The sequence below is a fragment of the Caloranaerobacter ferrireducens genome, from assembly GCF_001730685.1.
Classification (GTDB): Bacteria; Bacillota; Clostridia; order Tissierellales; family Thermohalobacteraceae; genus Caloranaerobacter; species Caloranaerobacter ferrireducens.
This window is the reverse complement of the sequence record NZ_MDJR01000001.1, coordinates 190449-209570: the sequence shown is the minus strand read 5'-3', so window position 1 is coordinate 209570 and position 19122 is coordinate 190449. Positions and strand designations below refer to the sequence as shown.

Here is a 19122-nt window from a genome sequence, read left to right as displayed (position 1 = left end):
ATTACCCCTTTACTTTTATCGTCTATCTAACACTTTTTTTAGTGTCTGAAGTCCATCAAGAATAACTTTTATTTCTTCTTCGCTTGTTTTTTCAAAAACATCTTGGAAATAACTATTTATAGTATTATAAAAATATTTACCTATTTCATAACCCTTATTCGCAAGTTCAATGTATACTATCCTTTTATCCTCACTACTTCGTGTTCTTTTCAATATTTCTTGCTTTTCAAGCCTATCAATTATACCTGAAACTGTACTGTTAGCAAGACTCATTTTTTTACTTATTTCGCTAACCTTTAATTTTTTATGTTTTACAAGTATTCTGATAAGCATTATTTGAGGAACAGTTAACCCGGTGTTTTCAAATTCATTTCTAAGATTACTATTTATTTTTGAGTTTATTTCTCTTATCAATAGCCCAATTTGCAACCCTTTTATTTCATTTGACATCCTGTCACTTCCTCTTATATTCTTTTAACTTCTCAATATTCACCCTGCTCTCTGTTTTAAAAATGTTTTAATGTCATAATAGGATGTCTAAAGAATACTCTCCACCCTGAAAACTTCATAACTTCCTTTATTTTATTTTTATGTTCTTCGTTATAACATTTTATACTACAATTAACACAACTCTTCTTACCATTTCCAAAAGGACATTTAGAAAGCCTATAAAAAGCATATTCCATTAATTCTTCACAATCAGAACATAATTTTTCACCTGTGTTATGTTTTTTTCTACAATATAATTTAATCATTTTCTCTAATAATTTTTTTTCATTTTCTAACTTATCCATATACACTTCACCTTCGTCAATAAATATTTCGTATGCTAACTATTATTAGTATACTACTATTAAATAAGAAATGCAATAAATAATTAAAATAATATGAAATTTCTCTACTGTGCAATATTCCCAATTCCATTCCTATTCTCCTATAATCTTTACTAAAACTCTCTTTCTCCTTTTTCCATCAAACTCTCCATAAAATATTTGCTCCCATGGACCGAAATCTAATTTTCCATCTGTAATAGCTACAACAACTTCTCTTCCCATAATTGTCCTTTTCAAATGTGCATCTGCATTATCTTCAAATCCATTATGGTCATATTGATCATAAGGCTTTTCTGGAGCTAGTTTTTCTAAAAAGCGTTCAAAATCTCTATGTAATCCTGATTCATCATCATTAATAAAGACACTTGATGTAATGTGCATAGCATTGCACAAAAGCAGTCCTTCTTTAATACCACTCTCTTTTAAACATTCTTCAATTTGAGGAGTAATGTTTATAAAAGCTCTTCTAGTTTCAGTTTTAAACCATAATTCTTTTCTATAGGTTTTCAAAATATCCACCTCCTATAATTTTATAGAATTCCAAATTTAAACAAATATTTATTCAATTCTAATGTATATACATCTTTTTCACATACTCTAAAAACATATAGCCTGAATTCTGTATTAAAAAATCAAATAAATAGTTTCACCACTTCTTTTATTTTAAAACATTTAATTTTTATAACTTTAACTATGCATTAAGTAATTTCTTCACATTTTTCGCAACTCTTTCAGCAAAAATTACAACTCTTTTCTTTTGTTCTTCATTTCCATCTTTTATGCATACAGCACCAAAATGAGTATATGGTTTACCATCACCAGCTCCTACAGAATATACAAACATCCCTTTAACTAATAATTCACTTATCAATGCTAATTCAGCATTATCCGCTCCACCACCTAAATAATTTTCGGTAGCAAATACACAACCTACTTTTCCTGACAACTTAATTTTACATGTATCTAGCCATTTTTTCATTTGCCAAGAATATGATCCTCCATATGTAGGTGTTCCAAAAAATACTACTTTAGCTTCTTCAACAAATGCTTCATCAATATTATCAATTGACATACATTTTGTCTCAATATCTTCTACATTTTTTGCTCCTTCAGCAATAAGATTTGCTACTTTTTGAGTATTTCCTGTTTCACTATGATAAATTATTGCAATCTTCATTTTAATCCATCTCCTTTAACTCTCTTTTATAATTTAAAATTTTATCAATATCTTAGCTTATTAATTCCTATAGGCTTGATTCATGAATAAATATATTTGATAATTTCTCAGATTTAAATTTTTTCATTAATAAATCACACTTGCATAAAAATAAATAATACACATTTTTCCCACAGCCTGGCAAAGATTCAAAATTACCTTGTCCTTTTGATATAATAATATCTGCCTTATTAAATATTTCTTTAAATTCATCAGATACCTCTAAAAGATCCGTTCCAGGTAAATCTGTTCCATTATTTATAATAGTTGCATATTCGTTAATACCAACAAAATAAGCATCTTCCTCATTAGCATCATTTAACACAGGCTTGCCCCTAACTGCAAAAAATATTTTAATATCAGGATATTCTCTTGTAATTTCTCTAATAAATATCTTATCAAACACAATTTCTCCTGCATTATCTGCTAAATATAATAACATTTTACTTTTTGACAATTCGTCCATCAATCTCTTACATAGTTCTTCATCAAAATCACTTTCTAATGTTTTATTAATAATTTCCTCAACTAAATCAAAGCTTATTTCATCAAGAGCACCAAAATCTATTATATTTCCAGCAAGTGCAATTTTTAGTGCAGTAACAAATTTATTATTTGAATTATTTAATATATCTTCAATCTGCTTTTCCATAGACAATAACTTTTTGTTGAATAATCTTTTCTCTTCAAAATAAAAATCGTCTATTCCTGTTTCCTTTTTCAAAATTCTCATGACTTTAGCAACCAGAAAAGGTGCAGTTCTATCGTAATCAATATCAGCTACTTCTCTTAAAACTTTATTCATGAAACTATATTTCTGATGCTTATCCTCAAAATATTTATCTGCTAATTTATTTGCCTTACTAATAACACAAGCTATACAATCTACATGAGTATTCATATTTAAAACTCCTTTCCTTACTATAACCCTTACTTTAGATATCTGTTTAACATACAATTACTATACAAAGTTATAATTAAAATGACAAGTTTGTTATTTAAAAATGCATCAGTTATTTGTAAATATCATAAACTAATAAATGAATAATTCAAGCGTAATCACTTAATTTTTCTTACTCATCATCTACATATTCCAAAATATCTCCAGGTTGGCATGATAAAACTTTGCAAATCGCTTCTAAAGTTGAAAAACGAATAGCTTTTGCCTTACCTGTCTTTAAAATTGATAAATTAGATTGAGTTATACCAATTCTATCAGCAAGCTCTTTAGAGGTAATTTTTCTTTTTGCCATCATAACATCTAAATTTACACGTATACCCATTTTAACCTCCTAAATAGTTAATTCATGTTCTTCTATAATAGATAATGCTTCTTTGTATATTTTATGAATTATAAACAAAATTGCTGATATAATAAGAATTTGGCGATCGAAAGCTTTAGGACTAATTCTTATATAATCTGGTAATCCTCCAATATATTCTTCTAAATATAAAGCTGCCAAAGATAAGAAAACTCCCTTAAATAAAGCTAAAAATAATAATGCAATCGACGTTAATTTCAAATCTCTTTCAATTTTTCTACTAAAAATTTTGTTTTTACTTAATTCTGAAAAAATACGAATTCCATAATATAACACAATACACATACTTAACATCAGTCCCAGTAAAGAAAACATAATTTTATAATTAGTAAAAATTAGAGGATCATAACTAAATTCGAATACTTCAAATTTAAACGCAATGCTAATTAAATTCCTAACTTTTTCAAATACCATTGCAAATACAACACCAATAGATGCCATTATCATCAAGATTAATCCAATAATACACAAAATTCGTAAAAAACTAGATATAGATTTCTTTCCTACTGTTTTCATAAAACCACCTCCAATTAAATTTAAACATTTATATTTTCGTTTGTCAATTATTTTTTATTGTTTTTCGATAATTTGTTATTGTTTTTTAACAAACAGTAACGCCTTAGAGATATAATTTCTCTAAGGCGTAATATTAAAATCTAATCTTTATATAATTTAGTGAATATATAAAACCCAAAAGAATCTACATTAACCTTATCGATTGCTCTGTCTTCAAAACCGTGAATATACTTAAATACATAAAGAACTTTTACTTTTTCATTCTGCTCAGCAACTACCATCTCATTCATTTTTATTTGATCTCTTTCTCCATACTTCTTGTGCAATTCCTTTGCTAAATCTTCTACATTTCTACTATAGATTAATTCTCCTTGTTTAAATATCTTAAGTTCCCTTTTTTGAGAAGTATATAAAATATAAAAATCTTCTTTAGAAGTATTTGTGTTTGTAAATTTATTGCTTGAAATATAAGTAAAATAATCAAAGCCTTTAATATTTAGAATTTCCCCGTCTTCCAAAGCATAGTGATTAAAATATTTCTTATCACCTCTATTGCCTTTGTATAGTTGAAACCCAAAAACATTTTTCATTTGACTGATTTTAAAATCTTGAGGAAGATATTTTAAATCCCTTAAATTATGGTATCTATTAAAATATAAGATAATCTCACTAATTTCTTTTTTATCTGTTTCAGATAAATCTTGATTTGGCTTAATTACTGAACCATTCCTAATCATATCATTCTTTTCTAGTATTTTTTCAAACCTTATATTTTGACTAAGCTTCGAAATAGAATAACAACTCCAAGGACCAGAAACAGATAATATCGAAATTAAAGCTAAAGAGATAGGAAGAACTATATTCCTTGCACTTTTTACAAAAATAAAATAAATCATACACCCAGTTACCCATAACCCAACCAGCATAACGAAATACCTATTCTCTGTTATTCCATATGCGTTAATTCGTATAATCATTGAAACAAACATCATCCCTAAAAGTGGAATAAGAGACATAGGAAAATAAGAAATAAAAGTTTTTACCCACTTATTTATATTACGTAACGGATAAATAAAAAATATAATAAGAGTACTAAAGATTGAATACCAAAGAACTAGATTCGAAACGATACCTTTAGGCCATTGCCTTGTAACTAAAATTTTTACAAAATAAGCATATAGTATTGCTGAATAAGCAACTATCATCGGTAGCAAAATATAAAGCAAAAGAACTTTTAAGACTTTTGGATAGCTATCAAGGTGAAACTCTTCACCATATTCAGGTATGTCAGCTAGGAAAAATGCTGGTGCAAAAATTCCTGCAACAATAAGCATAATGTCAAAATACAGTTTTTCTGAGATGTTTATTGAAAAAAGTGATTCAATTGAAAAAAGCATAGCAGAAAGACCTAAGTAAATTATTACTGAATATAAATATGTTATAAAGAAACTTGTAAATAATTTAATAACATAAAGTTCAAAGCCTTCTCGCCTATAGAAATATGGTATAAAGGCAAAAATACAATAAAAACTAATACTAAAAGCTAAATATCTTGATATAGATACCATATTGAAATCTTTAAGTAAGAAAAAGAAATATAATATTAAACCTCCAATTATACCTGCATAAGCCAATACTTTTGTGCTTTTCTTTAAAAAAGGTTTTCTTTCAAAAAAGACTCTAACACTAAGAAACAATGAAATACCCAAAGCTAAAATTAAACAGATTCTTCTAAGAAGTTCCTCTGTTGTTTCTTTTAAAAAGTTAGAATGATTCATAAATATAATTATAAACACAATAGTAGTAGCCAGTAAAATAACTTCAGGAAAACGCCTTAAGCTTGATAAAAGTTTTTTAATTTTAGTCTTACAAAATAAAATAGTCTTTGCAATCATAATAATATCCCCTTTCAAATTAACAATATAATATACAAAGAGATGTTTCTATTTTACAAATTTTCTCTTTTTGAAAACTTGAAAAAACAAAATCTTCGATTTAAATAATTTGTATAAGGTAAATTTTGATGAAATCCATTACGGAAATTATATTTAAAATTATCCACAGTTTAATAAGGAATATAATTTCCTATGGATTATAAAAATACATACTTTCTCCAAAAATCACAACCCATAATATTACCTTATAAATTAATTGTAATGGATTATAACAAAATTACACTTTACTCACGTAATATATGAATAACATTAAGCATATCACTCTTCATCCCTTTATAGTTCTTAGACTTATAAGTTATTGGAATAACAGTTATAACAAAAGTTAAAAAAGAACCATATATCAAAGCTCTTAACACTATTTCAATTACAAGTGAATCAATTAACATCAAAATATAACTACAAGATAAAATAAGCAATAAAGAACTTATAGGTCCTCCAATAAATATCAATATTCTTTTATATTTTTCTACTGGCATTTTACTACATTTAACAAAACCACTATAAAAAAATATGAATTTAGAAAAACTTATTCGCAAGCGTTTAATTTTCAGTGTATATTTTTTACTTTTTTTACTACCTATAATTATATTAACTTGACCTTTTGTAAACAGCAAAGCAAAAAATGCATGTCCTAATTCATGTACTAGTATAATAATCGGATGCAAAAGATATATAACTATATAATAAACAATAAAATAAATAATAAATTCAATCATAATCTCTAACTCCTACTCCATTTGTTATAAAACTACCCTATTCTTAAAATGAAATCCTTCACTATGCGAAATAAAAATAATTACTTGATTAAGTAGTTATTCTTTATATACTTAATCAAATCCTTTTTATTAAACAATCATTTCTTCTTATTCGTCCAATTTTCTTAATTCCTCTATCAATTGAATACTTATATCCATAAATATGTTTATATATAGATTAAAAAGTGTATTACAAATATCATAAATTCAACACGTATTAGAATAGGAACATAAAACTTAACCTCCTAAAATAGACATTTTTATTATCGTTGATATAGTCTATTCTAGGAGGTACATTTTTTTATTTTTTCTTCAATTCAAATAATTGATCAACTGTAACATCTAGAACTTTTGCAATTTTCATAGCTAAAATCAAAGATGGGTTATATTTTTGTTGTTCAAGTGCAGCTATAGTTTGACGAGTACATCCCACTGCATCTGCAAGTTCTTGCTGCGTTATATCTGCCTTTCCACGGCGAATAGTCCTTATGTGATTTACTAAAATGTATTCTTCTTTACTCATTAATTTCCGCCCTTTCGATAGAAAAATATTGCAAAGCCTGATGTAAAAATATTTGCAACAATAATTAAGCTATAAGCTATAAACCAGATCCATGCAACAGGGATTAAACCACTTTTTTCATAATAAGTATATAATGAAATTGCCACGATAAAAACATATATTAAAGTCGCCACAAAACTACTAGTCAAAGCTTTATTTAAGAAGTATTCATCTCGTTCATCTCTAATAATAACATTTTTTCTTTTTCTAAAGATAATCCTGAGTATTAATTGACCAAGGTACCCTATAGCAAATAAAAACGCAAGTATTAAAGTTTTTGCGTGATTATCTCCCCAGTTTTCTATCGTATTACCTGTTAAAAATACGCTAAGAAAGAGTACTGCTACAACTAACCAAATAATCAGATTTAATAAAGAAAATTTCATTTGATAACTCATATACATCACCTCAAATACATTGTAATATATTTTTTACTCAATGTCAAATTTATATTACATTTTGTATTAAATTAATTACATATTTGTGCTTTTGTTAAAAGTTAAAAACCATTGAGATTAGTTATCCCAATGGTTGATAGTTTATATATTTTGATTTTTTAATTTTACTTTATTCATTTTAACTATTAATATATAACTATTTACCAAAACTATAACAATTCCCAATCCACCTAAATATCTAAAAGCAGTACTTAAAGAATACGTATCTCCTATATAGCCTATTAAAGGAAATATAGTTATCATAAAAAAGCTGAATACCATACTAGAAAAAGATAAAATTGTTGCTCTATTTTCACTTGGAATCATTTTATTGATATAGTCTCCCATTGCAACATATAACATTCCTTGTGTTACCATTAATAAAATAAAGAACATATAATGATATTTACTTAAGGCTATTCCCCATATACTTACTACTGTAAGTAATGGAGTTATAAGTAAAATACCTCTTTCTTTTATTTTTCTTTCTATTTTATGAACTTGAGTTGCTACTAATGCAACTGCTACAGATGATATAGCATAAATAAAGCCTATTTTGGCTTCATTATATCCATCTGCTTTTAGATAATTTTGTAAATAAAAGAAAATACATGTTCCAAATGTTGAAATAATTTCTGTAAAAACTATTAAAAATGCTATTTTAGGTCTATTTTTTATTACTGTTATACTATCTTTTAACTGACTTATAAATAGATTGTCTTTTTCTTCTTTTATTTTTCCTATACTTGGCTCTTTAAATGTAAAAGATTGAAGTATAGTTATACCTCCTATTATTATAGTAAGTATAAAAGCTATATTATAACTTTTAGTAGCTAAATACCCGCCAACTAAAAAAGATATAATACTTGCTAATTGAAAAAAAACTTCTTTATTACCATTTAGTCTCATATAACTTTCTTCTTCACCTATCTCTTTAAGTGAATCATATATTAAAGCATCTCCTGCACCCGACTCTAAGTTATAAGATAATGCTGTAAATATAAATGATATTGCAAATAAAATAAAGCTATTTGAAACAAGTAATAATATTACACTTATTAATGAAAAAACCCTACCTAATATCCTGCTTATTTTTCTACCAAATATATCTGCAACTGCTCCTGTTGGTACTTCCATAGTAAATGAAGTAATATGAAATATCGTTTCTAATAATCCTAATTGGGTTAAACTCATACCTTTAGAAGCAAGATAGAGCATCCATATTCCTCTTGTTAAATCTATATTTTGTAATAATATAAATACATAATTTCTATAAACATTTTTCTTTAATTGGACTCTGTTTTCCATATTTTATTCTCCTTTCGATGTTTAGCCTGTCCTCCACAATGAGTCCACTATTAAATTATAAGATGAGCATAAATTTACCCTAAGTAGAAATATACTTAGGGTTAATATCTGTATTTAATACTCTACTTTATCTGGTTTAAATAATATTTGATATAGAATAATTTTATTACACATTCAATAGTAGTTCAATGTATTTTCTAAAATATTGCAATATTCTACATAACATTTACTAAATACATATATCTCTTTTTAAATAAAATTTGTATGTTGATGCAAGTAATACACCAATAATTACAAATGATAATATTACATAGCCTGTATTAAATCCAACACCAAATATTAAATCTTTTGCTTGAAAATACTTAAAAGGAGTAATGTATTTTAAAATTTCAACCTTATCATTCATATCTATATAAACTGATAATATATATGTCCCAAGTAGTATTGCCATAGCATTAGAAGTAGCTGTTTTTGTTTTTTTACTGATTGCACCCAATGCAGTACCAATAGTCATAAATAATAATTGCAAAATAAACATTGCTATCATCAATATTATTATTTCTTTGTTTATAGATTCTCCTTTGTTGTAATAATTTACAAGCATCATTGAAAATACTAGTGTAGCTATATTAAATATTAGTATATTGACTAGTGATGCTAATAATTTTGATGTAACTATTCTTACTCTTGTAGTTGGTTTAGTTAATAAAAATTCTGAAGTTTTATCTCTCTCTTCTTTAGAAATAATAATAGCACCTAACATTGAAGCGTGAATAGTTGCCATTAACACGAAATATACAAATAAAACTGAATAATACCCTTTTATCTCAGTTAAATTTATTGTACCTATTCCCCATATTGTCTTCAATACCTGAGGCATAGATTCCATCATTTGATTAACTAAATCCCCAGATTCTGCAAAACCTGCATATTTAGCCATTCCTATTGCTGTCAGAATAAATAGGCTAATACACCATATGATAAGCGATTTTCTATTAGCTTTCATTTCTCTTAAGAATATATTCATACAATCAACTAACCCCCTTGTGATAGACATTACTTCTATTTGAATTATTAAATAGATGCAATATCTTTTTTGGAATATAATATATAGCTTCCACTAATAGCTGCAACTATTAAAACTATACTGAGAATAATAAACCTTACTTCATATTTCCCATTTTCAATAAGGTATACTAAATCAAAATATTTAAATGGGGTAATGTATTTCATTTTTTCTTCACCAATTACCGAACCAAACATTTCTATTATATAAAATCCAAAAACTATACCTAATGAGATTGGAAGTACTGATTTTATCTTTTTCGCTAAAGCAGAAACTAAAAATCCTAAAGCAATAAATATTAATTGTATAAAAAACAAAGTAATCGACATCATGAAGAATATTTTCTTATTATATGGCTCAGAGATTATTACTTCTACAGACATAAATACAGCTATTAAATAAAAGATATTAGTTATTACAATACTTGTAATTGCTGCTAAAAACTTTGATGTTACAATTTTGTTTCGTGTTATAGGCTTTACTAAAAGAAAATCCGCTGTTTTTTCACGAATTTCTTTTGATAAAATACCTATACCTAAATTCATTGCTTGAATTGCACCAACTAGTAATATAAATGAAAAAATATAGCCATAAAATCCAAGAAGTGTACTAAAATCAAAATCAGATATTCCAAATGCTTTCTTAAACTCTTCTGGAAAATTCTTTAATATTTTTTCCATTAAATCAGCGTCTTGAGAAAAAGCAGGGAATAAATTTATATATAGTAAAACAACTGCGATTAGTGATAATGTCCATATAATAGTTGATTTACTATGAACCTTCAACTCATACAAAAATATATTCATAATTTAGTCCTCCTTCTCATAATAATGCATAAATATTTCCTCTAAAGAAGGTTCTTCAACTAATAGATTGGTAATTTTTGTATTGTATATTTTTTCAATTATACGGTTAATATCTCCTCTATACAAAAAACTTACAACATTATCTTCAACCTTTAAATCGCTTACACCATCTATGTTAAAGTAATCTTTATCTATATCTTTTGATAATTCAACTTTAAATTTCTTATAATTATGTTCTTTCAATGCCTTAATATCTTCAACCTTTATCATTCTACCTTCTTTAATTATACCTACACGTGTACAAATTCTTTGAACTTCACTTAAGATATGAGAAGAAAATAAAACTGTTGTACCTTTTTTATTTTCTTCTAGTATTAAATCAAAAAATTTCTTTTGCATAAGAGGATCTAGACCACTTGTTGGTTCATCAAGGATTATAAGTTTTGGCTCATGTAGCAGCCCCTGAACAATTCCAACTTTCTTTTTATTACCTAATGACAAATCTTCAATCTTCTTTGTAAGGTCAAGATCCATAATTTCTGATAATTCTTTAATTCTTTTACTGCAGTCTTTATTATAAAAACTAGCAGAATAATTCAAAAGATCAATTACTTTCATATTGTCATAATAAAACACTTCTGATGGTAAATACCCAATATCTTTTCTGATTTCAGGACCATATTTTATGCAATCTTTGCCAAATATCTTAGCACTACCGCTAGTAGGATAAATAAGTGACAATAATATTCTAATTGTAGTTGTCTTTCCAGCACCGTTAGGCCCGATAAACCCGAAGATTTCTCCTTCTTCAACATTGAAGCTTACGTCAATTATCCCCCTAGATTTTCCATAATACTTTGTCAAATTATTAATCTCAATAACACTCATTTAAAAACCCCCTGTCATTATTTCATATAGTTTCTAACATACTAAGTAGGCTGGCTATAAATTTTACATTTTTTTAAACTATCATGATGTTTTCTTAATATTTCAATTAAATTGTAATAATATAATATTTACCCCTTTGAACCTAGTCTTAACCTTCTTTTAATTATGTCTATTCAAAATTTGTGAAAAATATTAGGTTTGATATAACTTCTTAGTTATAAGATACCTTAAGGCTAATTTACAAATGTGTTTTTTCTTTATACAGTAATTGCCATATTAACTATTATCATTACTTTTAAAAATAATCTCTAAACTCTATTTATAGTAATAAGTCGTATTTACTACCCATAAAAATATATAAGGCTAATTTTATATATTATTATATTTTGATTTATGTATTTCTAAAATATATAAGGAGTATCTATATGTACAAAAGGACCTTTAAAAGTTTTTTCTCAACATTACTAATATCACTTTTACTTAGTATATTATTTGCATTATGTTTTGAGCTAAAAAACGACTTACAATTAATAAAGGTCAAAAATATAAAAAACCAAACTAAAAAAATCAATATAATCAAACAAAAACATCAAAATAATGCTGATATTAATAACTTTGATATTAGAAAACCACTAAACCAAAACATGCAGCAAAGCAGTAAAGATAATTGGGTTGCTATCGAAAGAAAAGATAGTTATAACAATGAACTTCAATTTTATAGTAAAAATAATGTATTTATCAAAGGGAATACTATTGAAATCATTTCAAAAAAAGAAACTAAAGAAAATAAAATGTATACATCAGGACTTGTAGAAAGTACTAGTGCTTATAAATATGGTTATTTTGAATTTATTATTGAATTTTCTCAAGGCAAAGGAATTTTCCCAGCAATATGGTTTCTCCCTGATAATGGAAGTATCCTCCCTGAAATAGATTTATTCGAAATGATAGGAAGTGAACCATATACTTTTTATGGAGTAATTCATTATAAAGAAAATAACATAAGGACTCGTGATTATTTTTCATATAAAGTACCAATAAAAAAGCAATATTCTGTTGCTTTAGAATGGAAACTTAGCTCTCTTACTTGGTATATAGATAATCAAAAAATATATTCTACAACAAAAGGAGTACCACAAGAATATATGTATATTATAATAAACCAAGCAATTGGTGGTAATTGGCCAGGAAATCCAGATGATAATTCGATTTTCCCTTGTAAATTTAAAATTATCTCAGCATATATTGAACCAGTATTTAAGAAAGGTAGAGATTAAATGATATTATTTTACTTAATTATTTTCCTAAGTACTTTCTTTTCAATATATCACTTAATAAGTTCATATAAATTTTTAGATAAAAAAGTTTTACATAGAATTGACCAAAAAGGCATATCTATATTAATCCCTTGTTATAATGAAGCACCTATATTGAAATATACAATTGAAGGTTTACTAAATATAAATTATGACAATATGGAAATAATATTTATTAATGATGGTTCAAAAGATAATACTCTTGATATTTTAAATGAGATATTAGACTTACAAATATCAGAAAATAATGTTGACATCTTACCTTCTAATAAAGTAAAAGGAATATATAAATCAAATAAATACCATTTTATTAATGTAATCGATAAATATAATAGTGGGAAAGCTGATAGTTTAAACATTGGTATTTCATATGCTCATAAAGAACTGATTGTAACTATGGACGGTGACTGCATTTTAGAAAAAAATGCTTTAATTAATATAAATACCACCTTTGATGATGAAAATGTTATTGCAGCAGGCGGTGTAGTTCACATTATGCAGATATTTAAACTTGATAATAAGCCTCCTCTTATAGTTCTAATGCAGGCCTTAGATTACATAAAAGGTTTTTATATTTATAAAACATCACTAGCCTATAATGACGCACTAAGTATAATTTCTGGTGCCTTTGGAGCATTTAAAAAAGATATTGTCGTAGAGATTGGAGGCTTTAAACCATGCTTAGGAGAAGATATAGATATAACATTAAGATTACAGAATTATGCAAAAAAACATAATAAAAAAATAGTCTTTAATAAGAAAGCTATTTGCTATTCAGAATGTCCTGAAAGTTTACGAGAGTTAATTGGACAGCGTATTCGATGGCAAAAAGGTTTTATACAAGGTATATTGAATAATAGAAATTTTTTATTTAAAAATGTATTTAAAAGTAATGTCAGCTTCTATATTATTGTAGATGCCATATTAAATAATTCATTTTCTTCCATTGTTTTTATAATCAATATTATTTTAGTACTTACAAAGATCATTCATGGTTATCCAATGTATATACTTACTTACTACTTAAGTACAATATTATTTAATATCTTTAGTTCAATTATAGCTATTAAAGAAGCAAAAAAAAATACTCATCTTTTAAGAACCACTCCACTATATACCATGATTACCCTTGATATTATGTTTTTTCAATTCTTAAGAATTTTCTTCTTTTTAGCAGGAACTATTACATATTATTTTAATAATAAAAATTGGTATAAAGTTAGCAGAACAAATAATAGTTATACTGTATAAAAAAGGAGTTGATTTTTATTAAAATTAATATAAAAATTGTTATTTTATCAATCCTTATTGCTCTTTTAATGTATCCAAAAACTATATTTTTTTTAGTTAAAACTGTTGAAAATATATGTATAATAATAAACCTTAACACCAATGCTATACAAAGCAATAACACTTATATCGATTCTAATAAAGTAAAAATTGTCTTCATGTTTGATGATGGATGGGAAAGCATTTATACGCAAGCTTATAAAATAATGAAAAAATACGATTATAAGGCTAGCGTATCAATTATCCCTTCTCTAGTTAATGAAAGTGAATATATGTCATATAAGCAACTTTCCGAATTATATCTAGAAGGTTGGGACTTATTAAATCATTCATATTCCCACAAAGAAAATATGTATGATAAATGCTATAAACTTCTTTTGGACTTTAATAAAGCAAGACAGTGGATGAAAAATAAGTTTATTGGAAACCATAGCGATATGATAATTATGCCATATGGAGAAATTAATCCGTATCTGATTGAGCTACTTAAAAATGCCGAATATCGTAATATTAGAACAGCTGATAATATTATTATATTAGAAAGTGACAAAATTATATATTATCCAGCAACAATAATAAGTTTATTAACAGATGTAACTGTAAATGAAGTTAAAAGTATACTTACGCAAACCTTTGATAACCATAAAACAGTTATTTTTATTTTACATAAAATAGGAAATAAAGATAATGGGTTTGGTATGACATATAGTAAAGATAAACTTGAACAGATTGTTAAGTTTATAGATAAACATAGTGATAAATTTCAAGTAGTAACCTATTCTCAATTGTTTTAGTTAAAATATATTCTTTTTCATAAGCTCATAGGTTTCCCCATTAATAATCATTTTTTTTGCTTCAATAAGTAATATAGAATTCCAGATTTCCAATACTATATTGGGTGAAGCAGAAAAACTACTCTCCCATTCTCCACCTTCCACGATTACTCGAGTATTATCCTCATAACCAATAGATTCTAGTTGCATAAAATTCCACTTTTCTATATCCAATCTTCCTTTATCTTGATAAAACGACTCATTTATCCAACAAAAAGCAACAACTTCTTCTAAAATTATATCAGTAAAAGTTTTTACATCCTCATTATCACTTCTAATCAGCAACCTAATCGTATGATTTTCCATGTCAATATGAAGTTTTTCAATTATCGTGCCCCAAAAAGGGGCTACTAGCTTATTAATATTAAACACTACAAACACCCTCTTATAGTTTTTTTGTTCTGTTATACTTGTGAATATTTTAAAGCAATTTACCTACTTAAAACGACCATATTCATTTTTTCTGCTTTTTGAATAATAATTGGTTTTAGTTCATTTTTAACTTCTTTAAAAGAAACCTTTTTAATTAATTTCTTAGCATTATCAAATTCGCCATTTAAAACCTTTTCTTTTAAAGCATTTATCATTTTGTCTTCACCCACGCATTAGATATTCTAATAACATCATTTATAACTCTGTAAGTTTATCACAACAAAAAGTTTTTCATTTGCAATCATAAGAATATCCATCTCACCACTAAATTATTCGAAAATAGTACTAACATTATCGTTTTTAATCAAAAAGCCCTGCAATCACTTGCGGGAATTTATTTTCTAACTATATTTTCTTTTAATCAATACTACTGACTCTACATGCATTAAGATTGAGTTAAAAGAAACATCTCATTTGTTCCATATGAAATGTTTTAATCCAGTCATCTTCATGCAGACTTATACTTTTTAAATTCAAATTTCAAATCCAAAATTAGAAAAAGTTTACCCGTTGACATATGACAACTTGTCATGTAGTATAAATAATATGACAACTTGTCATATTATTTATAATCCATAGGAAATTATATGCCTCATTAAATTATGGATAATTTTAAATATAATTTCCGTTTATGGATTTCAACAAAATCTACCTTAATTCATTTAAATTAAAGATTTTATTCTTATGGAGTGATGTAAATGCCTAAGCAAACTTTTTTTAACTTACCAGAAGATAAAAAGAAAAAAATAATTGATGCAGCCCGTAAAGAATTTTCCAGAGTATCTATATATGATGCATCCATTTCCAATATTATTAAGGATGCTAATATACCTAGAGGTAGTTTTTATCAATATTTTGAAAACAAAGAAGATATTTTCTTTTTAGTCCTAAAAGATTTTAGAGACATGAACGAACGTAAGTTTAAGAAATTTCTAGTGGATACCAATGGTGATTTAATAGAATCCTTCATACTCCTATATGAACAATTACTACAATTCTTAACGAATGAAGAAGACAAAAACTTTTTTAAAAATGCTTTTTTAAATATGAATCACAGGATAGAGCAGAATATAGCTCCATGGTTTAGGAAAGAAAACAAAAGAAAATATTTAGATGAACTAGTAAAATTAATAGATCTTTCAAAATTAAACATCACAGAGCTAGATGATGTTTGCATTATTTTTCGAATACTTACAAAACTCACCATGGGCAATATTGTTGAATGTTTTGCAAAAAAATTATCTTTTGATGAGTCAATGCAATTGTATAAAAAGCAGATAAAACTGATAAAAAATGGAATTTATAAAAAATAATATAAATAGTTAGGGGTAGATGTCATGTTAAAATTAATAAAATATTTAAAACCATTTACGGGACTTATTATGGCAGCAATATTACTATTATTTGCTCAAGCTATGGCAGATTTGTCACTACCAGATTATATGTCGAATATTGTTAATAACGGCATACAACAGGGTGGTATAGTAAATGCAGTGCCAGAAGCAATTAGAGAAAGTCAAATGAATAAATTAACTATATTTATGAAGCCAGAAGATATAAATCTAGTTATGGATAGTTACACTTTAATTACTAAATCAAGTAAAGATTATGCTCATTATGTTGAACTTTACCCAGCTTTAAAAAATGAACCAATTTATGTACTAAATAATATTGGCCAATCTAAAATTGATGAATTAAATCCAATAATGGGAAAAGCAATTCTAGTTGTTTCAGGCATTAATAAAATGAAGTCAGAAGCAAAGGGCGGTATGATAAACTTTAATGGAAATAAAATTCCTGCAAATGCAGACCTGTTTAGTCTTTTTAAGAATCTGCCACAAGAACAGAGAACTAAAATTAGTGATAAAATAAATAAGCAATTTACTGCCTTAGGAAATAAAATGATTGTACAAGCTGCTGTTGGCCCAATTAAAACTGAATATGAAGCATTAGGAGTAGATACAGAAAAAATACAAACAAAATATATTTTTAATACAGGTATAAAAATGCTTCTCATTTCCTTAATAAGTGCATTATGTATTGTTGGAGTAGGATTTTTAGCTTCAAAAACTGCTGCTGGATTAGCTCGTAATCTTCGAATAGCAGTGTTTACTAAGGTCCAAAGCTTTTCGAAAGCAGAGCTAGATAAGTTTTCCACTGCCTCACTTATAACACGAACTACCAATGATATTACTCAAATACAAATGCTCATTGTAATAATAATAAGAATGGTATTTTATGCCCCAATCATGGCTGTGGGAGGGATAATAAAAGCTTTAGATAAAAGTCAATCAATGTCATGGGTTATTGGTGTGGCAATTATAGCATTACTAATTTTAATTATTACCGTATTTTTAACTGCTCTGCCTAAATTCAGAGTCATACAGAAGCTCATTGATAGACTCAACTTGATAACAAGAGAAAATCTATCTGGAATGATGGTTATCAGAGCATTTAATAATCAAGACTTTGAAGAAAAAAGATTTGATCAGGCAAATAAAAATCTTACAAACACAAATCTTTTTGTAAACCGTATAATGGCAGTTATGTTCCCAACAATGATGCTTATAATGAATGGTATAACCCTTCTTATAGTTTGGGTAGGAGCCCATCAGATAGCTAATTCAAGCATGCAGGTTGGGGATATGATGGCATTTATGCAGTATGCTATGCAAATTATCTTCGCATTCCTAATGATGTCCTTTATGTTCATCATGATTCCAAGGGCTTCAGTAGCAGCACAACGTATAGCAGAAGTACTAGACACAGAGGTTGAAATAAAAGACCCTAAGAATCCAAAAAGTCCAAATAAAAACTTAAAAGGAGTAGTAGAATTTAAGAATGTCTCATTTAGATATCCTGGAGCTGAAGAGGATGTGCTCAAAAATATAAGCTTTAAAGCTTTACCAGGAGAAACTACGGCAATTATCGGATCAACTGGTTCTGGGAAATCTACTTTAGTAAATCTAATTCTTCGTTTCTATGATGTTACTGATGGACAGGTATTAGTCGATGGAGTTGACGTAAGAGAGATTACCCAAAATGAACTTAGAGATAAAATTGGTTATGTTCCTCAAAAAAGCTCCTTATTTAGTGGTACTATTGAGTCAAATCTTAAATATGCCAATGAAAATGCCTCAGAAGTAGATTTAAAGGAAGCTGCTGATATTGCCCAAGCTATGGAATTCATAAAAGAAAAAGCCGACGGGTTCAAAACAAAAATATCTCAAGGGGGAACTAACTTATCAGGAGGACAAAAGCAAAGATTATCTATTGCTCGTGCCCTTGTAAAAAAACCTGAAATATTTATCTTTGATGATAGCTTCTCTGCCCTAGATTTTAAGACTGCTGCAGCCCTTAGAAAAGCATTGAAGGAAAAAACAAAGTCAAGTACTATCATTTTGGTTGCACAACGTATTTCAACTGTGATGAATGCCGAACAGATTATAGTTCTAGATGAAGGTAGAATAGTAGGAAAAGGTACGCATAAAGAACTCATGGAAAGTTGCAAAACCTATCAAGAAATTGCATTGTCACAGCTATCCAAGGAGGAATTAGCATGAATGAAAAAAACAGAATAAATAATC

The 19122-nt window shown here is 26.9% G+C and carries 22 protein-coding genes; 5 read left to right on the top strand and 17 right to left on the bottom strand.

What is annotated here, in order from left to right; translation table 11 throughout:
- Positions 1–15: 15 nt before the first annotated feature.
- The 15 genes from BFN48_RS01040 to BFN48_RS00970 form a co-directional block, all read right to left on the bottom strand.
- Positions 16–450: a MarR family winged helix-turn-helix transcriptional regulator gene (locus BFN48_RS01040; protein WP_069649028.1), complete on the bottom strand. Its 435-nt coding sequence runs from the start codon at positions 448–450 to the stop codon at positions 16–18.
- Between the two features lie 56 nt (positions 451–506).
- Entirely contained in the window at positions 507–794 is a 288-nt protein-coding gene (locus BFN48_RS01035) for a nitrous oxide-stimulated promoter family protein (RefSeq protein WP_069649027.1), read from the bottom strand.
- Between the two features lie 132 nt (positions 795–926).
- Positions 927–1343: a secondary thiamine-phosphate synthase enzyme YjbQ gene (locus BFN48_RS01030; RefSeq protein ID WP_069649026.1), complete on the bottom strand. Its 417-nt coding sequence runs from the start codon at positions 1341–1343 to the stop codon at positions 927–929.
- A gap of 181 nt (positions 1344–1524) precedes the next feature.
- Entirely contained in the window at positions 1525–2010 is a 486-nt protein-coding gene (locus BFN48_RS01025) for a flavodoxin family protein (RefSeq protein ID WP_069649025.1), read from the bottom strand.
- A gap of 67 nt (positions 2011–2077) precedes the next feature.
- A complete protein-coding gene (locus BFN48_RS01020) occupies positions 2078–2950 on the bottom strand; it encodes a damage-control phosphatase ARMT1 family protein (protein ID WP_069649024.1) in 873 nt (290 codons plus the stop codon).
- 172 nt (positions 2951–3122) lie between these two features.
- Positions 3123–3332 carry a helix-turn-helix domain-containing protein gene (locus BFN48_RS01015; protein WP_069649023.1) on the bottom strand — a complete coding sequence of 70 codons (210 nt, stop codon included), beginning with the start codon at positions 3330–3332 and terminating at the stop codon, positions 3123–3125.
- A 9-nt stretch (positions 3333–3341) separates the two neighbouring features.
- Complete coding sequence (locus tag BFN48_RS01010) at positions 3342–3887, bottom strand: DUF2975 domain-containing protein (RefSeq protein WP_069649022.1); 546 nt, start codon at positions 3885–3887, stop codon at positions 3342–3344.
- A 140-nt stretch (positions 3888–4027) separates the two neighbouring features.
- Entirely contained in the window at positions 4028–5782 is a 1755-nt protein-coding gene (locus BFN48_RS01005) for a DUF4153 domain-containing protein (RefSeq protein WP_083238718.1), read from the bottom strand.
- 284 nt (positions 5783–6066) lie between these two features.
- Complete coding sequence (locus tag BFN48_RS01000; RefSeq protein WP_069649021.1) at positions 6067–6558, bottom strand: site-2 protease family protein; 492 nt, start codon at positions 6556–6558, stop codon at positions 6067–6069.
- Positions 6559–6898: 340 nt separating this feature from the next.
- Positions 6899–7120 (bottom strand): helix-turn-helix transcriptional regulator, encoded by a 222-nt coding sequence (locus BFN48_RS00995; protein ID WP_069649020.1) that lies wholly within the window; start codon positions 7118–7120, stop codon positions 6899–6901.
- Positions 7120–7557, bottom strand: a complete 438-nt coding sequence (locus tag BFN48_RS00990) for a hypothetical protein (RefSeq protein WP_069649019.1) — start codon at positions 7555–7557, stop codon at positions 7120–7122. The genes BFN48_RS00995 and BFN48_RS00990 overlap by 1 nt, the downstream gene beginning before the upstream one ends.
- Before the next feature lie 141 nt (positions 7558–7698).
- Positions 7699–8904, bottom strand: coding sequence for an MFS transporter (locus tag BFN48_RS00985; RefSeq protein ID WP_069649018.1), 1206 nt, complete (start codon positions 8902–8904; stop codon positions 7699–7701).
- A 229-nt stretch (positions 8905–9133) separates the two neighbouring features.
- Complete coding sequence (locus BFN48_RS00980) at positions 9134–9931, bottom strand: ABC transporter permease subunit (RefSeq protein ID WP_069649017.1); 798 nt, start codon at positions 9929–9931, stop codon at positions 9134–9136.
- 47 nt (positions 9932–9978) lie between these two features.
- Positions 9979–10776, bottom strand: a complete 798-nt coding sequence (locus BFN48_RS00975) for an ABC transporter permease subunit (RefSeq protein ID WP_069649016.1) — start codon at positions 10774–10776, stop codon at positions 9979–9981.
- A gap of 3 nt (positions 10777–10779) precedes the next feature.
- A complete protein-coding gene (locus tag BFN48_RS00970) occupies positions 10780–11664 on the bottom strand; it encodes an ABC transporter ATP-binding protein (protein WP_069649015.1) in 885 nt (294 codons plus the stop codon).
- 425 nt (positions 11665–12089) lie between these two features.
- Between BFN48_RS00970 and BFN48_RS00965 the strand changes: the two genes are divergently transcribed.
- The 3 genes from BFN48_RS00965 to BFN48_RS00955 all read left to right on the top strand — a co-directional run bounded on the left by BFN48_RS00965 (position 12090) and on the right by BFN48_RS00955 (position 15064).
- Positions 12090–12941 (top strand): glycoside hydrolase family 16 protein, encoded by an 852-nt coding sequence (locus tag BFN48_RS00965; RefSeq protein WP_069649014.1) that lies wholly within the window; start codon positions 12090–12092, stop codon positions 12939–12941.
- Complete coding sequence (locus tag BFN48_RS00960) at positions 12942–14231, top strand: glycosyltransferase family 2 protein (protein WP_069649013.1); 1290 nt, start codon at positions 12942–12944, stop codon at positions 14229–14231.
- A 68-nt stretch (positions 14232–14299) separates the two neighbouring features.
- Positions 14300–15064: a polysaccharide deacetylase family protein gene (locus BFN48_RS00955; RefSeq protein WP_278287298.1), complete on the top strand. Its 765-nt coding sequence runs from the start codon at positions 14300–14302 to the stop codon at positions 15062–15064.
- Here the strand turns inward: BFN48_RS00955 and BFN48_RS00950 are convergent, their stop codons facing one another.
- A complete protein-coding gene (locus BFN48_RS00950; protein ID WP_069649011.1) occupies positions 15065–15475 on the bottom strand; it encodes a YxiG family protein in 411 nt (136 codons plus the stop codon). It abuts the gene before it with no gap.
- A 59-nt stretch (positions 15476–15534) separates the two neighbouring features.
- A complete protein-coding gene (locus BFN48_RS12315; RefSeq protein WP_176718787.1) occupies positions 15535–15690 on the bottom strand; it encodes a hypothetical protein in 156 nt (51 codons plus the stop codon).
- Between the two features lie 543 nt (positions 15691–16233).
- Here BFN48_RS12315 and BFN48_RS00945 point away from each other — a divergent pair.
- Together BFN48_RS00945 and BFN48_RS00940 are read left to right on the top strand one after the other, a co-directional pair.
- Positions 16234–16848, top strand: coding sequence for a TetR/AcrR family transcriptional regulator (locus BFN48_RS00945; RefSeq protein ID WP_069649010.1), 615 nt, complete (start codon positions 16234–16236; stop codon positions 16846–16848).
- Between the two features lie 24 nt (positions 16849–16872).
- A complete protein-coding gene (locus BFN48_RS00940; protein ID WP_069649009.1) occupies positions 16873–19098 on the top strand; it encodes an ABC transporter ATP-binding protein in 2226 nt (741 codons plus the stop codon).
- Positions 19099–19122 lie beyond the last annotated feature (24 nt).